Origin of the sequence: Rhodococcus sp. 14-2483-1-1, assembly GCF_002259335.1 — a bacterium.
In the GTDB taxonomy this organism is placed as follows: domain Bacteria; phylum Actinomycetota; class Actinomycetes; order Mycobacteriales; family Mycobacteriaceae; genus Rhodococcoides.
Genome location: NZ_NPFX01000021.1, coordinates 522,118 through 543,264, shown reverse-complemented (window position 1 = coordinate 543,264; position 21,147 = coordinate 522,118). Strand labels below are relative to the sequence as shown.

Here is a 21,147-nt window from a genome sequence, read left to right as displayed (position 1 = left end):
ACAAGCGGATGGCTGATACATCGAATGCTTTCACCAAACAAAAATTCGGCACTGACATTCATCGACACACTGTTGAGTTCTCAAAGAACACGCACACACCATTCACCAACGAGCAGATGCTCGTAGATGTCCGGGGCAACCGTTCCAGCTTAGATCAGATGATCGAGCACAGTCAAACTGGCTTCTCATCCAAGGAAGTCGAACCTTGCGGCTCCACCCTCCATGTTGTCGAAAGCGAACTCAGCTTCGCTCAGGCCTTGCGGTCTGGGCTGGCGTCCGTGTCGCTCTGACCTGGACAAAGTTACGCCCCGGATAACAACGCGTCAAATCCCCAGGTCGTTCACACGCGAATTGTGTGAACAGCCTGGTCGCAACTGTTCGACTACCCACCTGACGGGCGTCGTAACCAAATTACATGGATGTGACTCCGGCCACTGACAACGCGCGAAGCTAGCTCGAGACCCGCGCGCCTGCGAAGTTCCGCTTTCCGCGTCGAACCACCAGCCACCGTCCGTGCAGTAGATCGTCCGCAGTGGGCGTCCAGTCCTCGTCGGAAATCTTGACGTTGTTGACCGATGCGCCGCCCTCCTTGACCGCACGCCGGGCCGCGCCTTTGCTTTCGCTCAGTCCCGTGGCGACAAGCAGATCCACGATGGTGTTCGGAGCACCGACCTCGATGTCGGCCACAGATGCTTCCTGCAACGCGGCGGCGAGAGTCTTCTCGTCGAGTTCTGCCAGTTCTGCACGCCCGAAAAGTGCCTGACTGGCGAGCTCGACCGATCGAGTCGACTCTTCCCCGTGTACGAGGGTGGTCATTTCTGCGGCGAGACGTTTTTGTGCCTCGCGCGCGTGCGGACGCTCCGAAGTGGCGACTTCGAGTTGAGCCAACTCCTCCTTCGACAGGAAGGTGAACCAACGCAGGTACTTCACGACGTCCGCGTCACCGGTATTGACGAAGTACTGGTACCAGGCGTAAGGGCTCGTCATCTCCGGGTCGAGCCACAGGCTGCCGCCACCTGTGGATTTGCCGAACTTCTTTCCATCGGCAGACGTGACCAGTGGAACGGTCATTGCGTGGACCGACTCGGCATCCTGGCGTCTGTTCAGTTCCACACCGGCAATGATGTTGCCCCACTGATCGGAGCCACCGATCTGAAGACTGCAGCCGTACTCACGGCGAAGCTGTACGTAGTCGTTGGCCTGCAACAGCATGTAGCTGAACTCGGTGTACGACATTCCGTCGCTCTCGAGCCTGTTCTTGACCGTCTCGCGTGCGAGCATCACGTTGATCGAGAAATGCTTGCCGATATCGCGTAGAAGATCGATGGCGGACAGCTCGCCCGTCCACGACAGATTGTTCACCACCACCGCACCCGTGGGGCCGTCGTCCAAGTCGACGAAACGCTCGAGCTGACCTCGAATTCGCGTTGCCCACTCGGTGACGACCTCGGGAGAATTCATGGTCCGCTCCCCCACGTCGCGGGGGTCACCGATCAGTCCCGTCGCTCCGCCGGCGAGAATGATCGGCCGATGTCCGGCCCGCTGAAACCGTTTGAGAGCGAGCAACGGCACCAAGTGCCCTGCGTGCAGCGACGGGCCGGTCGGATCGAAACCGGAATACAGCGTGATCGGACCCTCGGACGTCGCCTCCCTCAGCGCGTCCACATCGGTGGACTGCGCGATCAGTCCGCGCCAGGTCATTTCGTCGATGATGTTCTCACTCACGACGTCGATCTTCCCGCATGCACGCATCGACCCGTCGGTCAGGCCTCCAGGCCACCGGGCACCGCGGCGCGGGGACTGCGTTTGTAGCTCGATACCGCCGAAGATCCACGAATCCAGAAGCGCCACGGTCGGTCAGCTGCCAGACTCACCCCGACGCGTGGGCCGGACGCGACAGCCTGCTCTGGCAGCGGGTGCGGGAGTAGCTGGAGGGTGACGGCGGACGAGGCGTCGAACAGTTCCGTTCCGTTGTCCGCCAGCGAGACGCCCAAGGCTCGACCGAGATTGCCCGGCCCGCGGCCCCACCCGGCCTCCACCCGTGCAGATCGTGGACTGCGGCCGGCGCGCCTGCCCTCGACGATGTCATGACCGGCCACCACTTCACCCGCCCGGAGTAACACGGCGGCGGCCGTCCCGTCCGGACCGCAGCTGACGTTCATGCACAAGTGCATGCCGTAGCTCAGGTAGACGTACAGCCGCCCCGCCGGCCCGAACATCACCTCGTTGCGAGGTGTCGAACCACGGAAGGAATGCGCCGCCGGGTCGGGCCACGGACCGTCGAGTGGACCGCCGTATGCCTCGACTTCCACGATGCGCAAGGACACTTCACCTGCGTGGACGGTTCCCCCGAGAATCCGTCGGGCTGCGTCGTCCGGGTCTCCGCTTTCCAAGTCAGCGACGTTCACCCATCCCATGATGCTGCGCCCTTGACCACCACGCGCCGACAGGGCTATGACTTCACCATCCGATGAAGTCTGGAGGGCCCACATGGCGTTCACGGGGGAGCATGCTGTCGAGGTGACAGGGCTGACGGTTCGCCGAGGCGAGCGAACAGTGCTGCGCAATCTATCCCTGACAATCCCTCGCTGTGCCATCACCGGACTTCTCGGTCCTTCGGGCTGCGGGAAGACGACGTTGATTCGCGCAATCGTCGGCACTCAGATCGTGGCAAGCGGAACCGTGACGGTTCTCGGATCACCGGCCGGCTCCGCATCGTTGCGTCGCACAGTCGGGTACGTGACCCAGGCACCGAGTGTCTACCGCGACCTCACCGTTCGTGAGAACGTGCAGTACTTCGGGTCGCTGTGCGGTCGCGGCCGCGCAGAGGTGGCTTCCGCGATCGAGGCAGTGGGACTCGCCGATCACGCGGCGTCGCGTGCAGGCGAACTCTCCGGTGGACAGTTGGGACGGGTCTCGTTGGCCAGTGCGCTGGTCGCAGAACCAGAACTGCTGGTACTCGACGAGCCGACCGTCGGATTGGATCCGGTGCTTCGTTCGGAGCTGTGGTCGCGTTTCGCCGATCTCGCGAACGCAGGTACGACGGTGTTGGTCTCGAGCCACGTGATGGAGGAGGCAGAGCACTGCAGCCGGCTCGTGCTGATGCGTGACGGCTCAGTGCTGGCTCAATCGAGCCCGGACGCGTTGCTCGAGCAGACGAACGAAACGAATCTCGATCGTGCATTCCTCTCGATCATCAGATCGGCGGAGCAGCAATCGTGAACGCGAGGATCTACGCGGCGGGCACGGGGCGAATTCTTCGCCAGCTCAGAGCCGACCACAGATCGGTTGCCATGGTTCTGCTCGTGCCGTCTCTGCTGATGGTGTTGCTGTACTTCCTGTACCGCGACGTTCCCTCACCGCCGAACCAACAGTCGCTGTTCGACAGGATCGCAATCACGATGCTCGGCATCCTGCCGTTCGTCGTCATGTTTCTGATCACGTCGATCTCGATGCAGCGCGAACGAACCTCGGGAACGCTCGAACGCCTGCTGACGACTCCGATGTCCAAGCTGGACCTGCTGGCGAGTTACGGCTCCGCGTTCTCGCTCGCCGCGGTGGGACAAGCCCTGCTCGCGTGCGCTGTCGCGTTCGGATTTCTCGGGCTCGACATCGAGGGCTCCGTTGCCTGGGTTCTGGTGATCGCAGTGCTTGCAGCAATGCTCGGCGTCGCGATCGGCTTGCTGTGCAGCGCATTCGCTCGCACCGAATTTCAAGCCGTTCAGTTCATGCCGGTCGTCGTAATCCCCCAGCTGTTCCTTTGTGGACTCCTGGTACCTCGCGGTCAGATGCCGAGCTGGTTGAGCATCATCAGCAACGTTCTGCCGCTGAGCTACCTGGTGGACGCCCTGCAAGAGATATCCCATCACCCAGGCGTCACCGGGCGCACGTGGACCGATATCGCTGTGGTCGTGGCGTTCACCGTTGCCGCTCTGACCGGGGCGGCCGCGACACTACGTCGACGAACCCCGTGAGCAACCAGGCGGTCTAGGAGGTGGCGCGGGACAGAATCGACTCGTGCTCGGCGTCGTCGACATCACGCGCATCGTCGGCGAGCAGGACCGGGATGCCGTTCTCTATCGGATATGCGCGACGCAGTCGCGGGTTGTAGAGCAGTTCGCCCTCGACCAGCAACAGCGAGCCCTTGTCCACCGGGCACGCGAGAATGGAAAGCAGTGTCGAATCGATTGCCACAAGTGTCCTTCGTTCTGCTCCGACCGAGTCGGAGTGATGTACTCGACCACGCTACCGAACGAGCCGTCACCGGCAGGCTCCACTCCTCATTTTCGAGTCGTTCCTCCTAGGAGGACTTTTCGGTGGACTCGCCCCCACCCACAAAACGCTCGGCAACAACAGCTTTGGTCAAACGGCGGTAACTGTTCGACTCCGAGTCGTAGAACCACGACCGGGCACTGGGCGTCGGGATGCCCGCTTCCTTCAGCGCCGTCGCATTGGGCCGATACGCGCGACCCACCGGGATTTCGGACACTACGTGCACAATTGCCGGACGCTCGGCCGGGAGCAGCGCACCGAGCGTATCCGTCAATGCACGAGCGGTGATCACTGCTTCGGGTTGCAGAGAGATGGCGCAGACAGCAACCTCGGTGGCAGCCGCATCGACACGAACCGACCGTGGACGATCGACGGCGACGTGTACGCCGTAGACCACAGCCGAATCCACCTGGTCGAGATCGCCGACAGCATCGACGATGGGCTGGGTGTAGACCGGGCCGCACGCCGAACGTACGACGGTGTCCTTGCGGTCGATCAGCCAGTAGTCTCCGTCGGAATCGCGTCGGAAGAGATTCTCGGTGGGAATCCATGCGTCCGTGGGCTCGAAGACACCGCGCATCACATGGCTGGTCGCTTCGCCCTCGCCGCTCGGTCGACCCAAGAGCAGCCCGATCTCGTCGTCGCGGCACTGCCGAACGAAACCGTCGTCGTCCTCTTCGAGTCGGCCGGTGATCGGGTCGTAGGCCGCAAGGGCAACCCGGGCACTGCCGGGCAGGGGGCGGCCTTTCGAGCCGATCTTCGATCCAGCCACGTTGGCCAGAATGACGTCGTTCTCGGTCGATGCGTAGAACTCGAGCACCCGAGCAGGGCTGAATCGTGCCAGTGTGCGGCGCCACAGTCCGACCGGCATGCCGGAGCCGATGAACAGGCGGACCGGATGGCCGGAATCCACCGGGAAACGACCGTCGTCGAGGATCTGCCGCATCATCGTCCACGTGTAACTGACCACGGTCACGCCGTAGCGGTAGACCTCTTCACTGAACCGCTCGGGGTCGAGACCACGGGAGAGCGCAATCCGCGAGCCACCCGCGAGCGCGCCACCGATCGTGACCAGAATTCCCGCCGAATGATGCAGCGGAGCAAGGCAATACACGGTATCGCCAGGGCCGAGCGCGGCCGTGGTAGCGGTGCCGAAGGCCGAGAGTGCCCAGCGGTGATTGGTGATGTACCGGGGCTCGAGACCACGATCGGTCGTCGTGAACAGGACCATGGCCAATTCACGAGCGCGGCCCGGATCGGGCTCGTACCACTGCGGCAAACGCACAGCATCGGGATCGATGGCCTCGAGATCGGTCACCTCGTATCCGTTCGGTATCTCGAGTCGACGCGTCTCACCACCACCCAGTACCAGAACATTCGGTGTCACCGGGACTGCCGCCGCTACGTTCTCGGGATCTGCGATCACGGTATCGACATCGACCGTCCGCAGTGCTGCAGTCAGGTCGCTGCCCGGCTGCAGCAGAACCGGCACTGCCCCGATCCTCGACAGAGCAGCCATGGCGGCCAACGCACTGGGGCGCGTCTCCATCAGCACTCCGATGCGCGACGCAGGACGCACCCCGACACTGATCAGACCGCGAACGACGTTGTCGATGCGGACGTTGACCGCGTCGTAGGTGTGCACGCGGTCGTCGAACAGGAAGCACTCGCCGTTCGGCGATTTACGTCCCTGCTCGGCGATCAAGCGGCCCAACGAGACTCGACTGTGCGGCTGCATCTGTCCGAGCCGCGCGAGCCGCGGCAGCGTACGCACGGCCTCGGACGAAATTTCACGGGTACCTCGTACAGCGCCGGTCGCTGCCGATGCCAGCCCCCGGCCGACGCCGACACCGACCTCGGCAATGGAGGCTGCCGTGTGGATCAGTCGATTGGTGATCGACACACCGCTGTCGGAATCGCTGTGGTCCTCGCGCTCCATCACGCGGACAGCCTCGGGCTTCGGTCCGAGATCCTCACGCCACCGAATCCAGTTGCCCGTCGTCGGCCACGTCTGTGCAGCTGCCGTACTGCCGACCACGAGGCCGAAATGGCCTGCGCGCAAGGTAGTTTCGAAGACCTGTGCGCGCGGAGCCGCTCGCTGGATGCCGCGTACGGCCAAGGGTTGACCGATGTCGTCGACCTCACCGACGAAGGCCAGCACCGGCACCGTCAGTTCGGCCAGAGTCAACAATCTGTCCTTGATGACAAACCCGCCGGTCATCATGCGGTTGTGCACGACGAACTGCTTCAGCAGCTCCGCCACGGCCGGGCCGGACCATGCCACCCACCCGTCCATCGCCAGAAAGCGTCGCTGCGGCTCGCGCGGCAACAATGCCTCACGGTCGTGCAACTGTCGAAGGAAATCCAGGCGGGACCGAACGGTTTTCGCCGGATCGAGGAGTTGAAATCCCGTCCGCGCCATCCAGCCCGAGACGGCCAGCCGGGTGAAGACATGATCGGCGAGAAACTCTGCGCCCCGGGTGGCCACGCCGGCCGGGATTCCCAGCGGCAACCCGGCCAACGTGTCGACGGGAGCCCCGAACGTGATGAGGCTGGCCAGGTTTCGTCCACCCCGATAGGCAGCAGCCTGGTAGCAGAACATTCCGCCCTGCGAGTAGCCACCGAGGTGAACGTCTCGGCCGGTGTGCTCGTGCACCTTGTCGACGACCTCGCTGATCGCCACGACATGATCGGCGAGAGTACGGCTCCACCCGCCCTCTTCGGTATCGGGTGAACCGAAATCGACCACCCATGGATCCAGGCCCATGCCGTGCAGAATGCCAGCCGCACCTTGATCGGTCGTGACGTCGTAGACGTCGGCGGACACCATCATCGGCGGAATGAGCACCACAGGAGGACTATCCGCAGGCACGTCGTCGGGGAAGTACCGGCGCAACCGATACATGGGCTCCCGGTCCATCACCCGGAACGGCGACGGGTCCACCTCGGTTTCGAGACCACCGAGACGAATGACCTCGAGACCGTTCTGGGCCGTGGCGATGGCACGGCGCAGTGGACCACGTACGGCGTCTGCATTCAGTCCCACAACTACACTCCTGCGTTCGGCCCCGACGGAACGACCGGCATCGGTCTTCACGTGACGAAAGCTTCTCACATCACATTCGACGGAACCGGCGTGGATGTCCCTTGCTCACCTAGTGTTGCAACACCGGTTCCTCGGCCCACGCACGAAGCGTCGAGGCTGTCGCCCGCACACCACCGAGCTGATGCGCCACCTGGACCGCGGCTGTGCCGCCGCGGGCATCACGCGACGAAATGGAACCCTCCACGGTGAGCACCTCGCGAACATCCGGAGTGAGCGCCGGATCGATGGCGGCCAGCTCGTCATCGGTCAGATCGACCAGCCCCACGCCCCGCGCTTCCGCCGCCCGGACGCACGCTCCGGCTGCCTCGTGGGCAACGCGGAAGGCAATCCCCTGTCGCACCATCCACTCTGCGATATCGGTGGCGAGTGTGAAACCGGCTGGTGCCAGCTCTGCCATGCGTTCGGTGTGGAACTCGAGCGTCGCGGTCAATCCGGTGAGCGCCGGGAGCAACAACTCCAGCTGCGCCACCGAATCGAACACCGGCTCCTTGTCTTCCTGAAGATCGCGGTTGTAGGCCAACGGTTGAGCCTTGAGCGTGGCCAGCAGACCGGTCAGATTGCCGATCAGGCGGCCGGTCTTGCCACGAGTCAGCTCCGCGACGTCCGGATTCTTCTTCTGCGGCATGATGGAACTGCCCGTCGACCAAGCGTCGGCCAGTGTCACGTATCCGTATTCGGGCGTACTCCACGAGATGACCTCCTCGGCGAACCGAGACAGATCCACGGCCGTCATCGCCAGTACGAACGCCGCCTCCGCAGCGAAATCGCGCGAGGACGTGGCGTCGATCGAGTTCTCGGCGGACGACTCGAACCCGAGCTCGGCCGCGATCTTCTCCGGACTCAGCCCGAGCGACGAACCGGCGAGCGCACCGGAACCGTAGGGCGACACCGCCGCTCGCTTGTCGAAGTCCGCGAAGCGCTGGACGTCCCGCAACAGCGGATGAGTGTGCGCGAGCAGATGATGCGCGAGCAGCACCGGCTGCGCTGCCTGCGAATGAGTCTTGCCCGGCATGACGGCCGTCGGATGCGACGCAGCCTGAGTCGCCAGGGCGTCGACCACGTCGAGAACTCCGACCGAGACCCGGCGGACCGCGTCGCGGAGCCACATTCGGAACAGCGTCGCCACCTGGTCGTTGCGCGATCGGCCTGCACGCAGGCGTCCACCGACCTCGGGTCCGACGCGATCGATGAGACCGCGTTCGAGGGCGCCGTGCACGTCCTCGTCGGTCTCGGCTGCCGCGAATGCACCCGAGTCGACGTCGTCGGCGAGGCGTTGCAAACCGTCGAGCATGGTCTCGAGGTCCTGCGGGGTGAGCAGTCCGGCACCGTTCAGCACGCGGGCATGGGCCATCGATGCTCGGATGTCGTAGGGCGCGAGTACCCAGTCGAAGTGCGTCGACTTGCTCAGAGCCGCCATCGCTGCGGCCGGTCCGGATGCGAACCTGCCGCCCCAGAGCGAACCTTCGTTGGTTCCGTGTGCGCTGTCCGAGGTTGTCACAGGCCCAGGTCCCGCTTCGCTGCGATCTTCGAGGACAGGCCGTGCAGCTGAACGAATCCCTTGGCCGCGGACTGGTCGAACGTGTCGCCCTCGTCGTAGGTAGCGAGATTGAAGTCGTACAGCGACTCGCCACTACGACGGCCGTTGACGATGATTCCTCCAGCGTGCAGCACCAATCGAATGTCACCGGACACGTGCTCCTGCGTGTGCTGGACGAACGTGTCGAGCGCACCCTTGAGCGGGGAGTACCACAGCCCGTCGTACACCAGCTCGGCCCATTTCTGGTCGGTGTGGCGCTTGTAGCGGCCCAGTTCACGCTCGAGGGTCACGTGCTCGAGCTCCTCGTGCGCGCGGATGAGCACCATGGCGCCCGGTGCCTCGTAGATCTCACGACTCTTGATGCCGACGAGTCGATCCTCGACGACGTCCAATCGGCCGACACCCTGCGCGCCCGCCCGAGTGTTGAGCTCCTGAATCGCTTCGAGTACCGAGACCGGACGGCCGTCGATCGCGACGGGACGACCTTTGTCGAAGGAGACGATCAGTTCGTCCGGGGCCTGGAAGTTGACCGTCGGATCCTCGGTGTAGTCGTAGACGTCCTTGGTCGGCGCGTTCCACAGATCCTCGAGGAAGCCGGTTTCGACCGCGCGTCCCCAGACGTTCTGGTCGATCGAGAACGGCGACTTGGTGGTCACGTTGATCGGGATGTCGTTCTCTTCGGCGAACTTGATGGCCTTCTCGCGGGTCCATGCGTAGTCGCGGACGGGTGCCAGCACCTCGAGCTCGGGGGCGAGCGTGTTGAAGCCGACCTCGAACCTGACCTGATCGTTGCCCTTGCCTGTGCACCCATGTGCAACAACGGTTCCGCCGTGAGCCCGCGCGTTCTCGACGAGGTGCTTGACGATCAACGGACGGCTGATGGCCGACACCAGCGGGTAGCGATCCATGTACAGAGCATTGGACTGCACCGTCGGCAGGCAGTACTCGTCCGCGAACTCGTCCCGGGCATCGACAACGACGGATTCGACTGCGCCGCAATCGAGTGCACGCTGACGCACGACGTCCATGTCCTCGCCGCCCTGCCCGAGATCGATGGCGACAGCGACGACCTCCTTGCCGGTCTCCCGCCCGATCCAGCTGATGGCGACAGAGGTGTCGAGTCCGCCGGAATAGGCGAGGATGACGCGTTCGGCCATGGTGTTCAAGCTCCTTCGTTGTTCTGGTTGCGCATGATGGGTAACCGGATCTCAGTTACCGCGTCGAGCAAGCTTTTCGATCTTGTCCGCGACCTGGCCACCGGTGTGTGGCTCGCGGGCTATCAACAGAATCGTGTCGTCTCCTGCAATGGTCCCGACGATCTCGGGCATTGCTGCACGATCCAGAGCGCTGGCCAAGTAATGCGCCGCGCCTGGCGGTGTTCGGAGCACGGCCTGGTTCCCGCTGTGATCGGTGGACACCAACAACTCCCCCAGCAACTTCAGGAGGCGGTCGGTGCCACCGGACACCCCGCGGACCGGGCTGCCGTCCTCGGGCACGACGTACACGCCCACTCCACCGTCCGGGGCGCGCAGTTTCACCGCACCCAATTCCTCGAGATCCCGCGAGAGCGTGGCCTGAGTGGTGTCGATCCCCTCGGCTGCGAGCAACGACGCCAGCTGCGGTTGACTGCGTACCTGATGCGTGGCCAGCAGCGCAATGATTCGCGCCTGCCTGCCCGCCCGGGTCGACGCGGTCAACGGCACCGCACTGACGTCCTCGCTCATGGTCGCTGAGCCTTGTCGAGGAGCCAGACCAGCAGTGCCTTCTGCGCGTGCAGACGGTTCTCCGCCTCGTCCCACACGACGCTCTGTGGACCGTCGAGCACCTCGTCGGTGATCTCCTCGCCGCGATGTGCTGGGAGGCAGTGCAGCACAACAGCGTCGGACTGGGCTTTGGACAGGAGATCGGAGTCGATTCGATACGGCCGGAAAGGGGCGACACGATCGAGTCCGTCGTTCTCCTGACCCATCGAGGTCCAGGTGTCGGTGACCAGCGCGTCGGCACCGGCTGCGGCCTCGGCCGGATCCTCGGTGACGGTGATGGTGGCCCCGGTTTCCTCGGCGCGCGCACGGGCGGCGTCGAGAACGTATCCGAGCGGCGCGAAATCCTTGGGCGCGGCGATCCTGACGTTCAGCCCTGCCGTCACTCCGCCGATGAGCAGCGAGTGCGCCATGTTGTTGGCACCGTCACCGAAATATGCCAACGTGCGCCCCTTCAGGTTCCCCTTGTGCTCGATCAGGGTCTGCAGATCGGCGAGTACCTGGCACGGGTGGAATTCGTTCGACAGGGCGTTGACGATGGGAATCGTTGCGCCGGTGGCCATCTGCTCGAGCCGCTTCTGCCCGAAGGTGCGCCACACGACGGCCTCGACGTAGCGCGAGAGCACCCGGCCGGTGTCCTGCAGCGTCTCTTCGCGACCGAGTTGCGTATCGCTTCCGGTGACCACGACGGCATGCCCGCCCAGTTGCGCGATGCCCAGTTCGAAGGAGAAGCGAGTCCGGGTGGAGTTCTTCTCGAAGATGACGCCGATACCCTTCGGCCCCTCGAGCGGGCGCTTCGAGAACGGCGCACGCTTGAGTTCGGCAGCCAGAGCGAGGATCTCGGCCTGCTGCTGTGGGGTGACGTCGTCGTCTCGGAGAAAGTGCTGAACGGTCATGGCTGATGAGCCTCCTGTGCTGCGTCGAGAATTGCCGGTAGAGCCGTCACGAACGACGCGGCTTGCTCTTCGGTGATGATCAGTGGTGGTGCGAGTCTCAGCACATCGGGCTGCGCCGCATTGAGAAGAAAGCCTGCGTCTCGCGCGGCCGCCTCGGCCGCCGGTGCGATCGCAGCGGTGAGCACGACTCCCAGGAGGAGCCCCGATCCCCGGACATGGCTGACGAGAGGATGTTCGAGGGCCTCGATGGAGTGAGCGATGGTCTTGCCGATGCTGTCGGCGTGAGAGAGGAGATCCTCGTCGGCGATGGTGCGCAACACCGCAAGCGCGGCAGCGGCACACACGGGATTACCACCGAACGTGGTGCCGTGCTTACCCGGATGCAGCAGTTCCCCCGCGGCTCCGATACCGATGCACGCACCGATGGGAAGGCCACCGCCCAGGCCCTTAGCGAGCGTGATCACGTCGGGCACGATGCCGACCGACTGATGTGCGTAGAACCACCCCGTTCGACCGATTCCGGTCTGCACCTCGTCGAGAACGAGCAACGCGCCGTGTTTCGCGGTGATCTCACGCGCAGCAAGGAGGTATCCCTCGGGCGGAACCACCACACCCCCCTCACCCATGATCGGTTCGAGAAACACTGCGGCGGTGTCGGAATCGACGACGGCCTCGAGCGCGGCCACATCGCCGTACGGCACGTGCTGCACGCCCGCGGGCATCGGCTCGAACGGAGTGCGCTTGTCGGGTTGTCCGGTGAGTGCAAGAGCTCCCATCGTCCGCCCGTGGAAGGACTTCTCGGCTGCCACGATGTTGGGACGACCGGTCAGGCGAGCGATCTTGAACGCTGCCTCGTTGGCCTCGGTTCCCGAGTTGCACAGGAACACTCGCCCGGTGGCCCCGGCACCGAGGTGCGCGAGCAATTGCTCTGCCAACGCGATACCGGGCTCTGTCGCATACAGATTCGAGGTGTGTCCCAGAGTGGACAGCTGCGTGTTGACCGCCTCGATCACCGCCGGATGGGCGTGGCCCAGGATGTTCACGGCAATACCGGCGAGAAGGTCCAGGTACTGCTTGCCGTCGGCATCGGTCACTACTGCACCGTCACCGCGCACGAGCGCCACACGCGGCACACCGTAGTTGTCCATCAGCGAATTCGACCACCGCTGTTGAAGATCGAGCGTGGACTCCGTGCCGGTCATGGCGTGACTCCTGACGTAGAAGAGTGATCGGGGGTGACCATGGTGCCGATCCCCTGGCCGGTGAACAATTCCACCAGAACCGAATGTTCGACGCGCCCGTCGATGACATGTGCAGTCGGCACGCCTGCTCGAACGGCGCGCAGGCACGCTTCCATCTTCGGCACCATCCCGGCGTCGAGCGTGGGCAGCAACGCATCGAGCGCGGACGCATCGATCTCGGACGTCAACGAGGTGCGATCCGGCCACGCGGTGTACAGACCCTCGACGTCGGTGAGCACGACCAGTTTTTCGGCACCGATGGCGCTCGCCAGTGCGGCGGCGGCGGTGTCGGCGTTGATGTTGTGCACGACGCCGTCGCGGTCGGGAGCGATGGTGGACACCACCGGAATACGTCCGGCCGCAATGAGATCGAAGATCGCCTTCGGATCCACCGAGGTGACGTCGCCCACCAGACCGATGTCGGTCTGGTCGCCGTCGACGAGCACGGTTCGCCGCGTAGCCGTGAACAGGTGCGCGTCCTCGCCCGAGATGCCGACGGCATACGGCCCGTGACTGTTGATCAGGCCGACGAGCTCACGGCCGACCTGCCCGAACAGCACCATTCGCACGACGTCCATGACCTCGGGCGTCGTGACGCGGAATCCGCCGCGGAACTCGCCCGTCAACCCGAGCCGGGTGAGCATCGCCGAAATCTGTGGCCCGCCACCGTGAACGACGACGGGATGGATTCCGACGGTACGCAGGAACACCATGTCGGCGGCGAACGCCCGTTTGAGATCGTCGTCGATCATGGCGTTTCCGCCGTACTTCACCACAACGGTCTTACCCGAGAATCGTTGCAACCAAGGCAGAGCCTCGGCGAGAGTGAACGCCTTCTGCGCGGCCGTCAACTGCAGGGCTGCCGAGGTCACGACGAATACGCCGAATTCTCTTCGACGTACGCGTGCGACAGGTCGGTGGTTCGGATGGTGGCCGAACCGGCACCGAGACCGAGGTCTATGGTCACGGCGATATCGACACCGGACAGGTCGACCTCACGAGCACCCGGCGCGCCGACGCCGTCGATGCACACGGGATTGCCGTTGAACGACACGGCAATTCGGTCGGGATCGAGTTCGATCGGCGCGATACCGATCGCAGCGAGCACCCGTCCCCAGTTCGGGTCCGAACCGAACAGTGCCGTCTTGGTCAAGCTGTCCCTGGCAACGGTCCGTGCGCCGATCAGGGCCTCGTCCTCCGACATCGCACCCGACACGGTGATCTTCACTCGCTTGGTCACGCCCTCCGCGTCGGCCATCATCTGATCGGCCAAGTCGTCGCACACCGCCAGGACCGCGGCATCGAGGTCTTCCTGAGACGGTGCCACTCCACTGGCCCCGGACGACAGCAGGAGCACCGTGTCGTTGGTCGAGGACGCGCCGTCGACATCGAGCCGATCGTAGGAGAGCCGGGTGGCCGCACGCAGTGCCTTGTCGAGCTGTTCCGCGGTGGCGACCGCATCGGTGGTGATGACACTGAGCATCGTGGCCAGCGAGGGTGCCAGCATGCCGGCACCCTTGGCCATACCGCCGACGTTCCACTTGTCGGCGTGATGAATCGCCGCCTGCTTCGGCACGGTGTCGGTGGTCATGATCGCGTACGCCGCATCGGTACCACCCGAAATGCCGCCTGCGAGTTCGTGCACCACCTCGGTCACACCGGGCAGCAGCTTGTCCATCGGCAGCCGATCACCGATCAGACCCGTCGAGCACACGGCAACCTCGATGGCCCCGGTCTCCGAACCCCAGTTGCTCAGTGCGGACGCCACTTCCTCGGCCGTACGATGCGCATCCTGGAACCCCGGCGCACCCGTGCAGGCGTTGGCACCACCGGAGTTCAGAATCACCGCACGCAACCGCCCGGTGGAGAGCACCTGCTGGGACCACAGCACCGGAGCGGCCTTGACCTTGTTGCGGGTGAACACACCCGCCGCCGCGAAGTCGGGTCCTTCGTTGAACACCAGGGCCAGATCCGACCTGCCACTTACCTTGATACCGGCGGGAATTCCGGCCGCGCGGAACCCGGCGGGAGCGGTGACACCTTGAGTGCGGACCAGCTTCCCCGCGACCGTGCCGACGGTCTCCGCCTCACTCCGAACGCTGCTCATGGCGCTACTCCTACGGTAGAGAGACCATCGGTCTCGGTGATTCCCAGTGCAAGATTCATGGATTGAACGGCGGCTCCCGCCGTTCCCTTGGCCAAGTTGTCGATGGCCGCAATGACGACGAGCAGGCCTGCGTCGGCATCGACCGACACGCTCATCTGTACGGCGTTCGACCCGATCACCGAACCGGTCTGAGGAAGGCGGCCGGCGGGAAGAACGTGCACGAAGGGTTCTGCAGCGTAAGCCTTTTCGTATACCTCGACCGCCTGCTCGGCAGTGGCAGTGGTGATCGCGGTACAGGTGGCCAGAATTCCGCGGGGCATGGGCGCGAGAACCGGCGTGAACGACACCGCAACCGCGCTCCCGGCAACGGCCGACAGATTCTGCACGATCTCCGGCGTGTGTCGGTGGGCACCCGCCACTGCGTACGCCCGAACCGAGCCCATCACCTCCGAGCCCAAGAGGTCGGCCTTGGGAGCTCGACCGGCACCCGATGTACCGCTCACGGCAACGATGTTGACCCGCGGCTCGATGATGCCGGCGGCGACGGCAGGCGCGAGCGCGAGAGACGACACCGTCGGATAGCACCCGGGAACCGCGATGCGGGTCGCACCGACCAACCGCTCTCGGAGGCCCGGCAGCTCCGGCAACCCGTACGGCCAGCTGCCTGCATGCGGACTCTTGTAGTACTTCTCCCAGGCCGCACCGTCGGTGAGGCGGAAGTCGGCACCGCAGTCGATGATCACCACCGACTCTGGCAGCGCAAGTGCAAGCTCGGCGGACTTGCCGTGCGGGAGCCCGAGGAACACGACATCGTGGCCGGCCAGCTCGTCGACGGTGGTCGGACCGAGAACTCGGTCGGCCAGCGGCAACAGATGCGGATGGAACTCTCCGAGCGTGGACCCGGCATTGCCGCCGGCCGTCAGCGAACCGATGACCAGCGAACCGTCGCGCACCGCTGGGTGCCCGAGCAGAAGCCGAAGAATCTCACCGCCGGCATACCCACTTGCGCCCGCTACCGCAACGCGTCTCGGCGCGGCCTCCGAAATAGTCATGCGGTTTATTATGCAGCATCATGCAAGCTCATTCATGAACGGGTCCGGTGTGTCAGCTTCCGCCCATGGACTTACGGATCTCGTCGAGCTTCTTGCGGCCGGCTTCTTGACGCTCGTTCCATTGCTTGTCCAGATCTCGACCGGCCCGGGACTCCCGGTCCAGCTCTTCCGCTCCGACGGCCGTACCCGAGCGATGGTCCACTTTGTCGCGTACACCGTCCCAGGTGGGCACTCCGGATTCGGTGAAGCCGCCGACCGCGTCGCCTGTATACCCACCGCCTGCGCCGACGGGCATATCGTCGACCAATTCCGCATCGATGATGCCCGGCACCGTGCCGCCCAGTGGAGCACCCGGCGGCGGATCTCCGAGCGGCTGATCGATCCGAGGCCTGGTGACCTGCGGAACATCGACATCGGGCACCGTTCCCGGTGGCATACCACGATCGGGTCCAGTGGGTTCGGGCTCGACGGTGCCCAACTCCGCGGCCAATGCGGTCGCCGCAGCCGCCAACGGGGCCAGCCGCTGCCGACCGGCCACCGCCGCGAGGACGTCGTGCACAACCTGCAGATCGGACGCCGTGCCGTCTGCACCGGATTCACTCATTCGTTGCTCCCGTCACCGTGGGCGTTCGTGACTCCACGCTACGGAACCGACGGTTCGGCCGCCGACAGATCAGCTACGCAGCTCGGCTCCGACGGCTTTGGCTGCCGCGTCCACTGCAGCATCGCGCGCAGCAGTGGCCTGATCCTCGGTCAACGTTCCGTCGGTTCCACGGAACCGCAGTGCGAAGGCCAGAGACTTGCGACCTTCGCCGACTTGTTCGCCCTCGTAGACGTCGAACAACCGGATCGATTCGAGCAGATCGCCGCCGCCGATCGTGAGCGCCGCCTCGACGGACGCCGCAGGCACGGAGGCATCGACCACTACGGCAACGTCCTGGAGCACCGCCGGATACGGCGACACCTCGGGGGCCGGGAGCGATTCGACAACAGGCAGAGCGCTCAGGCTCAGCTCTACGGCACAGGTACGCGGCGGCAAGCCTGCCCGCTCGAGGACCGCCGGGTGCAGTTCGCCTGCATATCCCACGACCTCGCCGTCGAGCAGTACCTCTGCACACCGACCGGGATGCCACGGAAGATGTTGAGCGGCACGAAGATCGACGTGAACGCCGGCCGCCTCGGCCACTGTGCGTACCGCAGCGAAGGCGTCGGCTGCATCGGCGGCGCGTCCCGGGCCCCATGGACCCGACAGCTCACGCTGACCGGTGAGCACCACGCCCACATGCACCGGCTGCGCCGGCAACGACCCTCGAAGCATGGCGATCTGGTCGTCGGTGGGACGACGATCCACCGGCAGCGCGTCCACCGCAGCAGTGGCATCGTGCCGAAGCACCACCTGGGCGATTCCGAACAGCGACACGTCACGCTGACCGCGGGCGATGTTTCGGCTCAGCATCTCGAGCAGTCCCGGCAACACGGTGGTCGCGAGCTCGGGGCGATCGGCCTCGAGCGGATTGAGCACCGAGGTGGTGGCACGCCGTGGATCGTCCTCGTCCAGACCCCAGGTGTCGAAGACGCCCTTGGGCAGGAACACCGGAGGAAGTACCTCGACGTAGCCGGAGAACGCGAGCGCCTTGCCGACCGCTCGTCTGCGCTTCTGCTCGGCGGTGAGGCCGCGACCGCCGGGGGCCGACGGCAGGACCGACGGGATCTTCTCCAGCCCCTCGAGACGCAGCACCTCTTCCACCAGGTCGGCACGTTGCACCAGGTCCGGTCGCCACGACGGCGGCGTCACGGTCAGTTGACCGTGCCCGGCATCGTCGACCGACACGTCGACTCTGCAGCCGATCTGCGTCAACCGTCGAGCAGCGGTTCCGTTGGGGTACTGCACGCCGGCGATTCGGTCGGGAAGATCGAAGTCCATCGTGACTGCCGGGTACTCGGCGGCCTCGCCGATGTCGGTCAACACCGGCTCGATCCGGCCACCTGCGATCTCGACCAGCAACTGTGCCGCACGATCGAGCGCGGCGACCGGAAGAGCAGAGTCCACGGTCCGCTCGAAACGCTTGCTCGCCTCGCTGGACAACTTGTGACGGCGACCGGTTCGGAACACCGCGAGCGGATCGAACGACGCTGCTTCGAGTACGACCTCGGTGGTCGCGTCGTCCACTTCGGTGGACTCCCCGCCCATGACGCCCGCCAACGAGATGGCTCCCGACCCGTCGGCGATGACGACGTCCTCAGGATCGAGTGACCGCTCGACTCCGTCCAGTGTCGTCAGCTTCTCCCCCGCGTTCGCGCGGCGGACGACGAGATCGCCGTTCAGCTTGGCCGCATCGAACGCGTGCAGCGGCTGGCCGAGCTCGTGGAGCACATAGTTGGTGACATCGACAGCAACCGAGATCGGGCGCACGCCGGCCAGAAGCAGGCGACGCTGCATCCACCACGGAGTGGTCGCCGTGGGATCGATGCCGACGATCTTGCGCAACGCGAATCGTGATGCGCCCGAGTTCGATTCGACGGTGACCGACCATGCCTCACCGGTGACCTCGGTGGGCATCGTCCGTGCCGGGTCCACATAGGGCAAGTCGAAGCTGCACGCCAGCTCACGGGCCAGTCCGCGGACCGAGAAGGCGTAACCGCGATCCGGGGTCACGTTCAGCTCGATGACCGAGTCCTTCAGCCCCAGAACCTCTTTGGCGTCGTCACCCGGTGCGGCCGTGTCTGCAGGCAGCACCAGAATGCCGGAGTGGTCTCGGCCGAGTCCGAGCTCGAGCGTAGAGCAGATCATGCCGTTGGAATTGCGGCCGTACGTCTTGCGCGATGCGATGGCGAATCCGCCGGGCAGAACGCTGCCCGGCAGAGCGGCGACGATCAGGTCGCCTTCGGCAAAATTTCGCGCACCACAGACGATTTCCTGTGGCTCGTCGGCCCCGACGTCCACCAGGCAGAATCGAATCGGCTTCTTGAACTCGGTCAGTTCCTCGATCGAGCTCACCCGGCCCACCACCAGTGGTCCGGTCACGTTGTCCAGCGATTCGAGTTCTTCGACTTCGAAACCGACCCGCACGAAACCGGCGTCGAGCTCCTCGGGCGAGACAGCCCAGTCGGGAGTCCCCGCGTGCAGGACCTCGGTCAGCCAGGATTGTGGGACTCGCACGTGTGCTCAGCTCTTTCTTTATCCGAGAAGAAGTGGGGCGGGTGTGAAGCGGCGTCAGGCCCGAACACCGAAGGGCAGCGTGAATCTGATGTCGCCTTCGACGATGTCGCGCATGTCCGGGATGTCGTTGCGGAACTGAAGCGTGCGTTCGAGGCCCATTCCGAATGCGAATCCGGTGTACACCTCGGGGTCGATGCCGCTGGCCTGCAACACCTTCGGGTTGACCATCCCGCAGCCACCCCACTCGACCCAACCGGCCCCGCCCTTCTTCTTGGGGAACCACACATCGACCTCGGCCGACGGCTCGGTGAACGGGAAGTAGTTCGGTCGCATCCGAGTGCGGGTGTCGTTGCCGAACAGCGCTTTGGCGAACGCATCCAGCGTTCCGCGCAGATGCGCCATGGTCAGACCCTTGTCGATGGCGAGACCCTCGACCTGATGGAAGACCGGAGTATGCGTCGTGTCGAGTTCGTCCGTGCGGAATGTCCGCCCCGGGCAGACCACGTAGATCGGAAGTTCACGGGAGAGCATCGACCGCACCTGCACCGGCGAGGTGTGAGTGCGCAACACCTGCCGCGATCCCTCGGGCGCAATGTGGAACGTGTCCTGCATCGTGCGCGCCGGGTGGTCGGGCAGGAAGTTGAGCGCGTCGAAATTGAAGTGTTCGGTCTCGACCTCGGGGCCTTCTTCGACCTCCCAGCCCATTCCGACGAACACGTCCGCAACTTGTTCGGCGATGATCGTGATGGGATGCCGAGCACCGACCGGAGCCCGGCCGGTCGGCAGCGTCACGTCGATGGTTTCAGCCACCAGGATTGCCGCGTCCCGCTCGGCCGAAAGAATGGCACGTCGCTCGTCGAAGGCCTTCTGCACCCGGTCGCGCGCTGCCTTGACGCGTTTGCCCGCGTCGGCCTTCTGCTCGCCCGGTATCGCTCCGAGTGCGCGCTGCGCCAGCGCCAACGGAGCCTTGCCCCCCACGTGGTCGATCTTGACCTTGGTCAAGGCATCGAGATTCGTTGCGTCGGCGAACGCCTGCTCCGCCGAGTCCACTGCGGATCCGAGCGCAGATTCCTCCAGCACGCTCGGATCTACCGGCTCGGGTCCGACATCTTTCTTCGCCACGACAGCTGCACTCCTCGAGTAATAGTCGGTGTCTGCACGAGGCAGACAGGTATCGATCCTAGGCGAGAGGTGCTCACGAGGTCTCGGAGCGTCGCTGGGCCCGGGCGCTCGCGTACAGGCAGATCGCTGCGGCAGTTGCCAAATTGAGGCTCTCGGCGCGACCGTGGATCGGGATCCGGATGCGGTGATCGGCGTCGCGAGCCACCGACTCGGGCAGCCCGTGTGCCTCGTTGCCGAACAACCACGCGGTCGGCCGTCCGAGCAGTTCGTCGGCGTCGTCCAAGTCGACCTCACCGTCGGCGGCCGTCGCCACGATCGACAGACCCGCGCTGCGTAACGCCTCGATTCCGGATTCGATCGAACGTTCCCGAGCGATCGGGAGATGGAATACACTGCCTGCTGACGCGCGGACGCACTTGCCGTTGTGAGGATCCACCGAATCACCCAGCAAGACAACCGAATCCGCTCCGGCGGCGTCTGCGACGCGGATGACCGTCCCTGCATTGCCCGGCTCGGCGACCTCTACCGGTACCGCTACCAGACGCGGACCATCGGCCAACGCACGACCGAGAGAGACGTCGACCAGTCCGGTGACCGCAACGAGCCCCTGCGGGGTGACGGTGTCGGACAGCGCTTTCGCGGCTCGGTCGGTGATCGGAAAGACTCGTGCGCCGCCGGCCTCGATGGACAAAATCAAGGCGTGGTGACGCTCGAAGGCATCCGAGGTGAAGAACAGCTCGCGGACCAGCCCGGACTTTGCGGCCTCGGAGACCGCATTGAACCCCTCGGCGAGGAATTGCCCGGTCTTCTTGCGTTCCGCGGCACGCGCGAGCTTGACGGCCGAAACGACCCGCGGTGTTCGCTCGGTCAGCGAATCCACGGGTCGTTTCGGAG

At 64.8% G+C, this 21,147-nt stretch carries 19 protein-coding genes; 3 read left to right on the top strand and 16 right to left on the bottom strand.

The genetic code is table 11. The features are described from left to right. Positions 1 to 290 (top strand): hypothetical protein (locus tag CH294_RS27705; protein WP_212709820.1); only part of this gene is annotated, 290 nt, incomplete at its 5' end. A 160-nt stretch (positions 291 to 450) separates the two neighbouring features. Here CH294_RS27705 and tyrS read toward each other — a convergent pair. Further along, a complete protein-coding gene (gene tyrS, locus CH294_RS21060; RefSeq protein ID WP_094739002.1) occupies positions 451 to 1,725 on the bottom strand; it encodes a tyrosine--tRNA ligase in 1,275 nt (424 codons plus the stop codon). 38 nt (positions 1,726 to 1,763) lie between these two features. Beyond that, on the bottom strand, positions 1,764 to 2,417 hold the full coding sequence (locus CH294_RS21055; protein WP_094610230.1) for a DNA-3-methyladenine glycosylase: 654 nt from the start codon (positions 2,415 to 2,417) through the stop codon (positions 1,764 to 1,766). Between the two features lie 73 nt (positions 2,418 to 2,490). Here CH294_RS21055 and CH294_RS21050 point away from each other — a divergent pair, with 73 nt between their 5' ends. Continuing rightward, positions 2,491 to 3,222, top strand: coding sequence for an ABC transporter ATP-binding protein (locus CH294_RS21050; RefSeq protein ID WP_094738958.1), 732 nt, complete (start codon positions 2,491 to 2,493; stop codon positions 3,220 to 3,222). After that, entirely contained in the window at positions 3,219 to 3,974 is a 756-nt protein-coding gene (locus CH294_RS21045; protein ID WP_094738957.1) for an ABC transporter permease, read from the top strand. Before CH294_RS21050 ends, CH294_RS21045 begins: the two co-directional genes overlap by 4 nt. A 13-nt stretch (positions 3,975 to 3,987) precedes the next feature. Here the strand turns inward: CH294_RS21045 and CH294_RS21040 are convergent, their stop codons facing one another. The 14 genes from CH294_RS21040 to CH294_RS20975 all read right to left on the bottom strand — a co-directional run bounded on the left by CH294_RS21040 (position 3,988) and on the right by CH294_RS20975 (position 21,133). Next, a complete protein-coding gene (locus CH294_RS21040) occupies positions 3,988 to 4,194 on the bottom strand; it encodes a Trm112 family protein (RefSeq protein ID WP_032404027.1) in 207 nt (68 codons plus the stop codon). Positions 4,195 to 4,300: 106 nt separating this feature from the next. Continuing rightward, entirely contained in the window at positions 4,301 to 7,318 is a 3,018-nt protein-coding gene (locus CH294_RS21035; protein ID WP_037151172.1) for an AMP-binding protein, read from the bottom strand. A 109-nt stretch (positions 7,319 to 7,427) separates the two neighbouring features. Next, complete coding sequence (gene argH / locus CH294_RS21030; protein WP_032404026.1) at positions 7,428 to 8,876, bottom strand: argininosuccinate lyase; 1,449 nt, start codon at positions 8,874 to 8,876, stop codon at positions 7,428 to 7,430. Beyond that, entirely contained in the window at positions 8,873 to 10,072 is a 1,200-nt protein-coding gene (locus tag CH294_RS21025) for an argininosuccinate synthase (RefSeq protein WP_032378949.1), read from the bottom strand. The genes argH and CH294_RS21025 overlap by 4 nt, the downstream gene beginning before the upstream one ends. Positions 10,073 to 10,123: 51 nt before the next feature. Then, positions 10,124 to 10,612 (bottom strand): arginine repressor, encoded by a 489-nt coding sequence (locus CH294_RS21020; RefSeq protein WP_094610252.1) that lies wholly within the window; start codon positions 10,610 to 10,612, stop codon positions 10,124 to 10,126. 23 nt (positions 10,613 to 10,635) lie between these two features. Then, positions 10,636 to 11,571: an ornithine carbamoyltransferase gene (gene argF, locus CH294_RS21015; RefSeq protein WP_032378951.1), complete on the bottom strand. Its 936-nt coding sequence runs from the start codon at positions 11,569 to 11,571 to the stop codon at positions 10,636 to 10,638. Continuing rightward, entirely contained in the window at positions 11,568 to 12,773 is a 1,206-nt protein-coding gene (locus CH294_RS21010; protein WP_032378952.1) for an acetylornithine transaminase, read from the bottom strand. Before CH294_RS21010 ends, argF begins: the two co-directional genes overlap by 4 nt. Next, entirely contained in the window at positions 12,770 to 13,684 is a 915-nt protein-coding gene (gene argB / locus CH294_RS21005) for an acetylglutamate kinase (RefSeq protein WP_094738956.1), read from the bottom strand. The genes CH294_RS21010 and argB overlap by 4 nt, the downstream gene beginning before the upstream one ends. Beyond that, the gene (gene argJ, locus CH294_RS21000) at positions 13,681 to 14,919 is read right to left on the bottom strand and encodes a bifunctional glutamate N-acetyltransferase/amino-acid acetyltransferase ArgJ (RefSeq protein WP_037150736.1); all 1,239 of its coding nucleotides are present in this window, start codon (positions 14,917 to 14,919) and stop codon (positions 13,681 to 13,683) included. The genes argB and argJ overlap by 4 nt, the downstream gene beginning before the upstream one ends. After that, positions 14,916 to 15,971, bottom strand: coding sequence for an N-acetyl-gamma-glutamyl-phosphate reductase (argC, locus tag CH294_RS20995; RefSeq protein ID WP_094610223.1), 1,056 nt, complete (start codon positions 15,969 to 15,971; stop codon positions 14,916 to 14,918). Before argC ends, argJ begins: the two co-directional genes overlap by 4 nt. A 52-nt stretch (positions 15,972 to 16,023) precedes the next feature. Next, positions 16,024 to 16,575, bottom strand: coding sequence for a hypothetical protein (locus CH294_RS20990; protein ID WP_094738955.1), 552 nt, complete (start codon positions 16,573 to 16,575; stop codon positions 16,024 to 16,026). 69 nt (positions 16,576 to 16,644) lie between these two features. Then, a complete protein-coding gene (gene pheT, locus CH294_RS20985; protein WP_094738954.1) occupies positions 16,645 to 19,131 on the bottom strand; it encodes a phenylalanine--tRNA ligase subunit beta in 2,487 nt (828 codons plus the stop codon). 54 nt (positions 19,132 to 19,185) lie between these two features. After that, complete coding sequence (pheS, locus tag CH294_RS20980) at positions 19,186 to 20,253, bottom strand: phenylalanine--tRNA ligase subunit alpha (RefSeq protein ID WP_032404019.1); 1,068 nt, start codon at positions 20,251 to 20,253, stop codon at positions 19,186 to 19,188. A 73-nt stretch (positions 20,254 to 20,326) separates the two neighbouring features. Next, positions 20,327 to 21,133, bottom strand: a complete 807-nt coding sequence (locus CH294_RS20975; protein ID WP_094738953.1) for an RNA methyltransferase — start codon at positions 21,131 to 21,133, stop codon at positions 20,327 to 20,329. Positions 21,134 to 21,147: the final 14 nt, after the last annotated feature.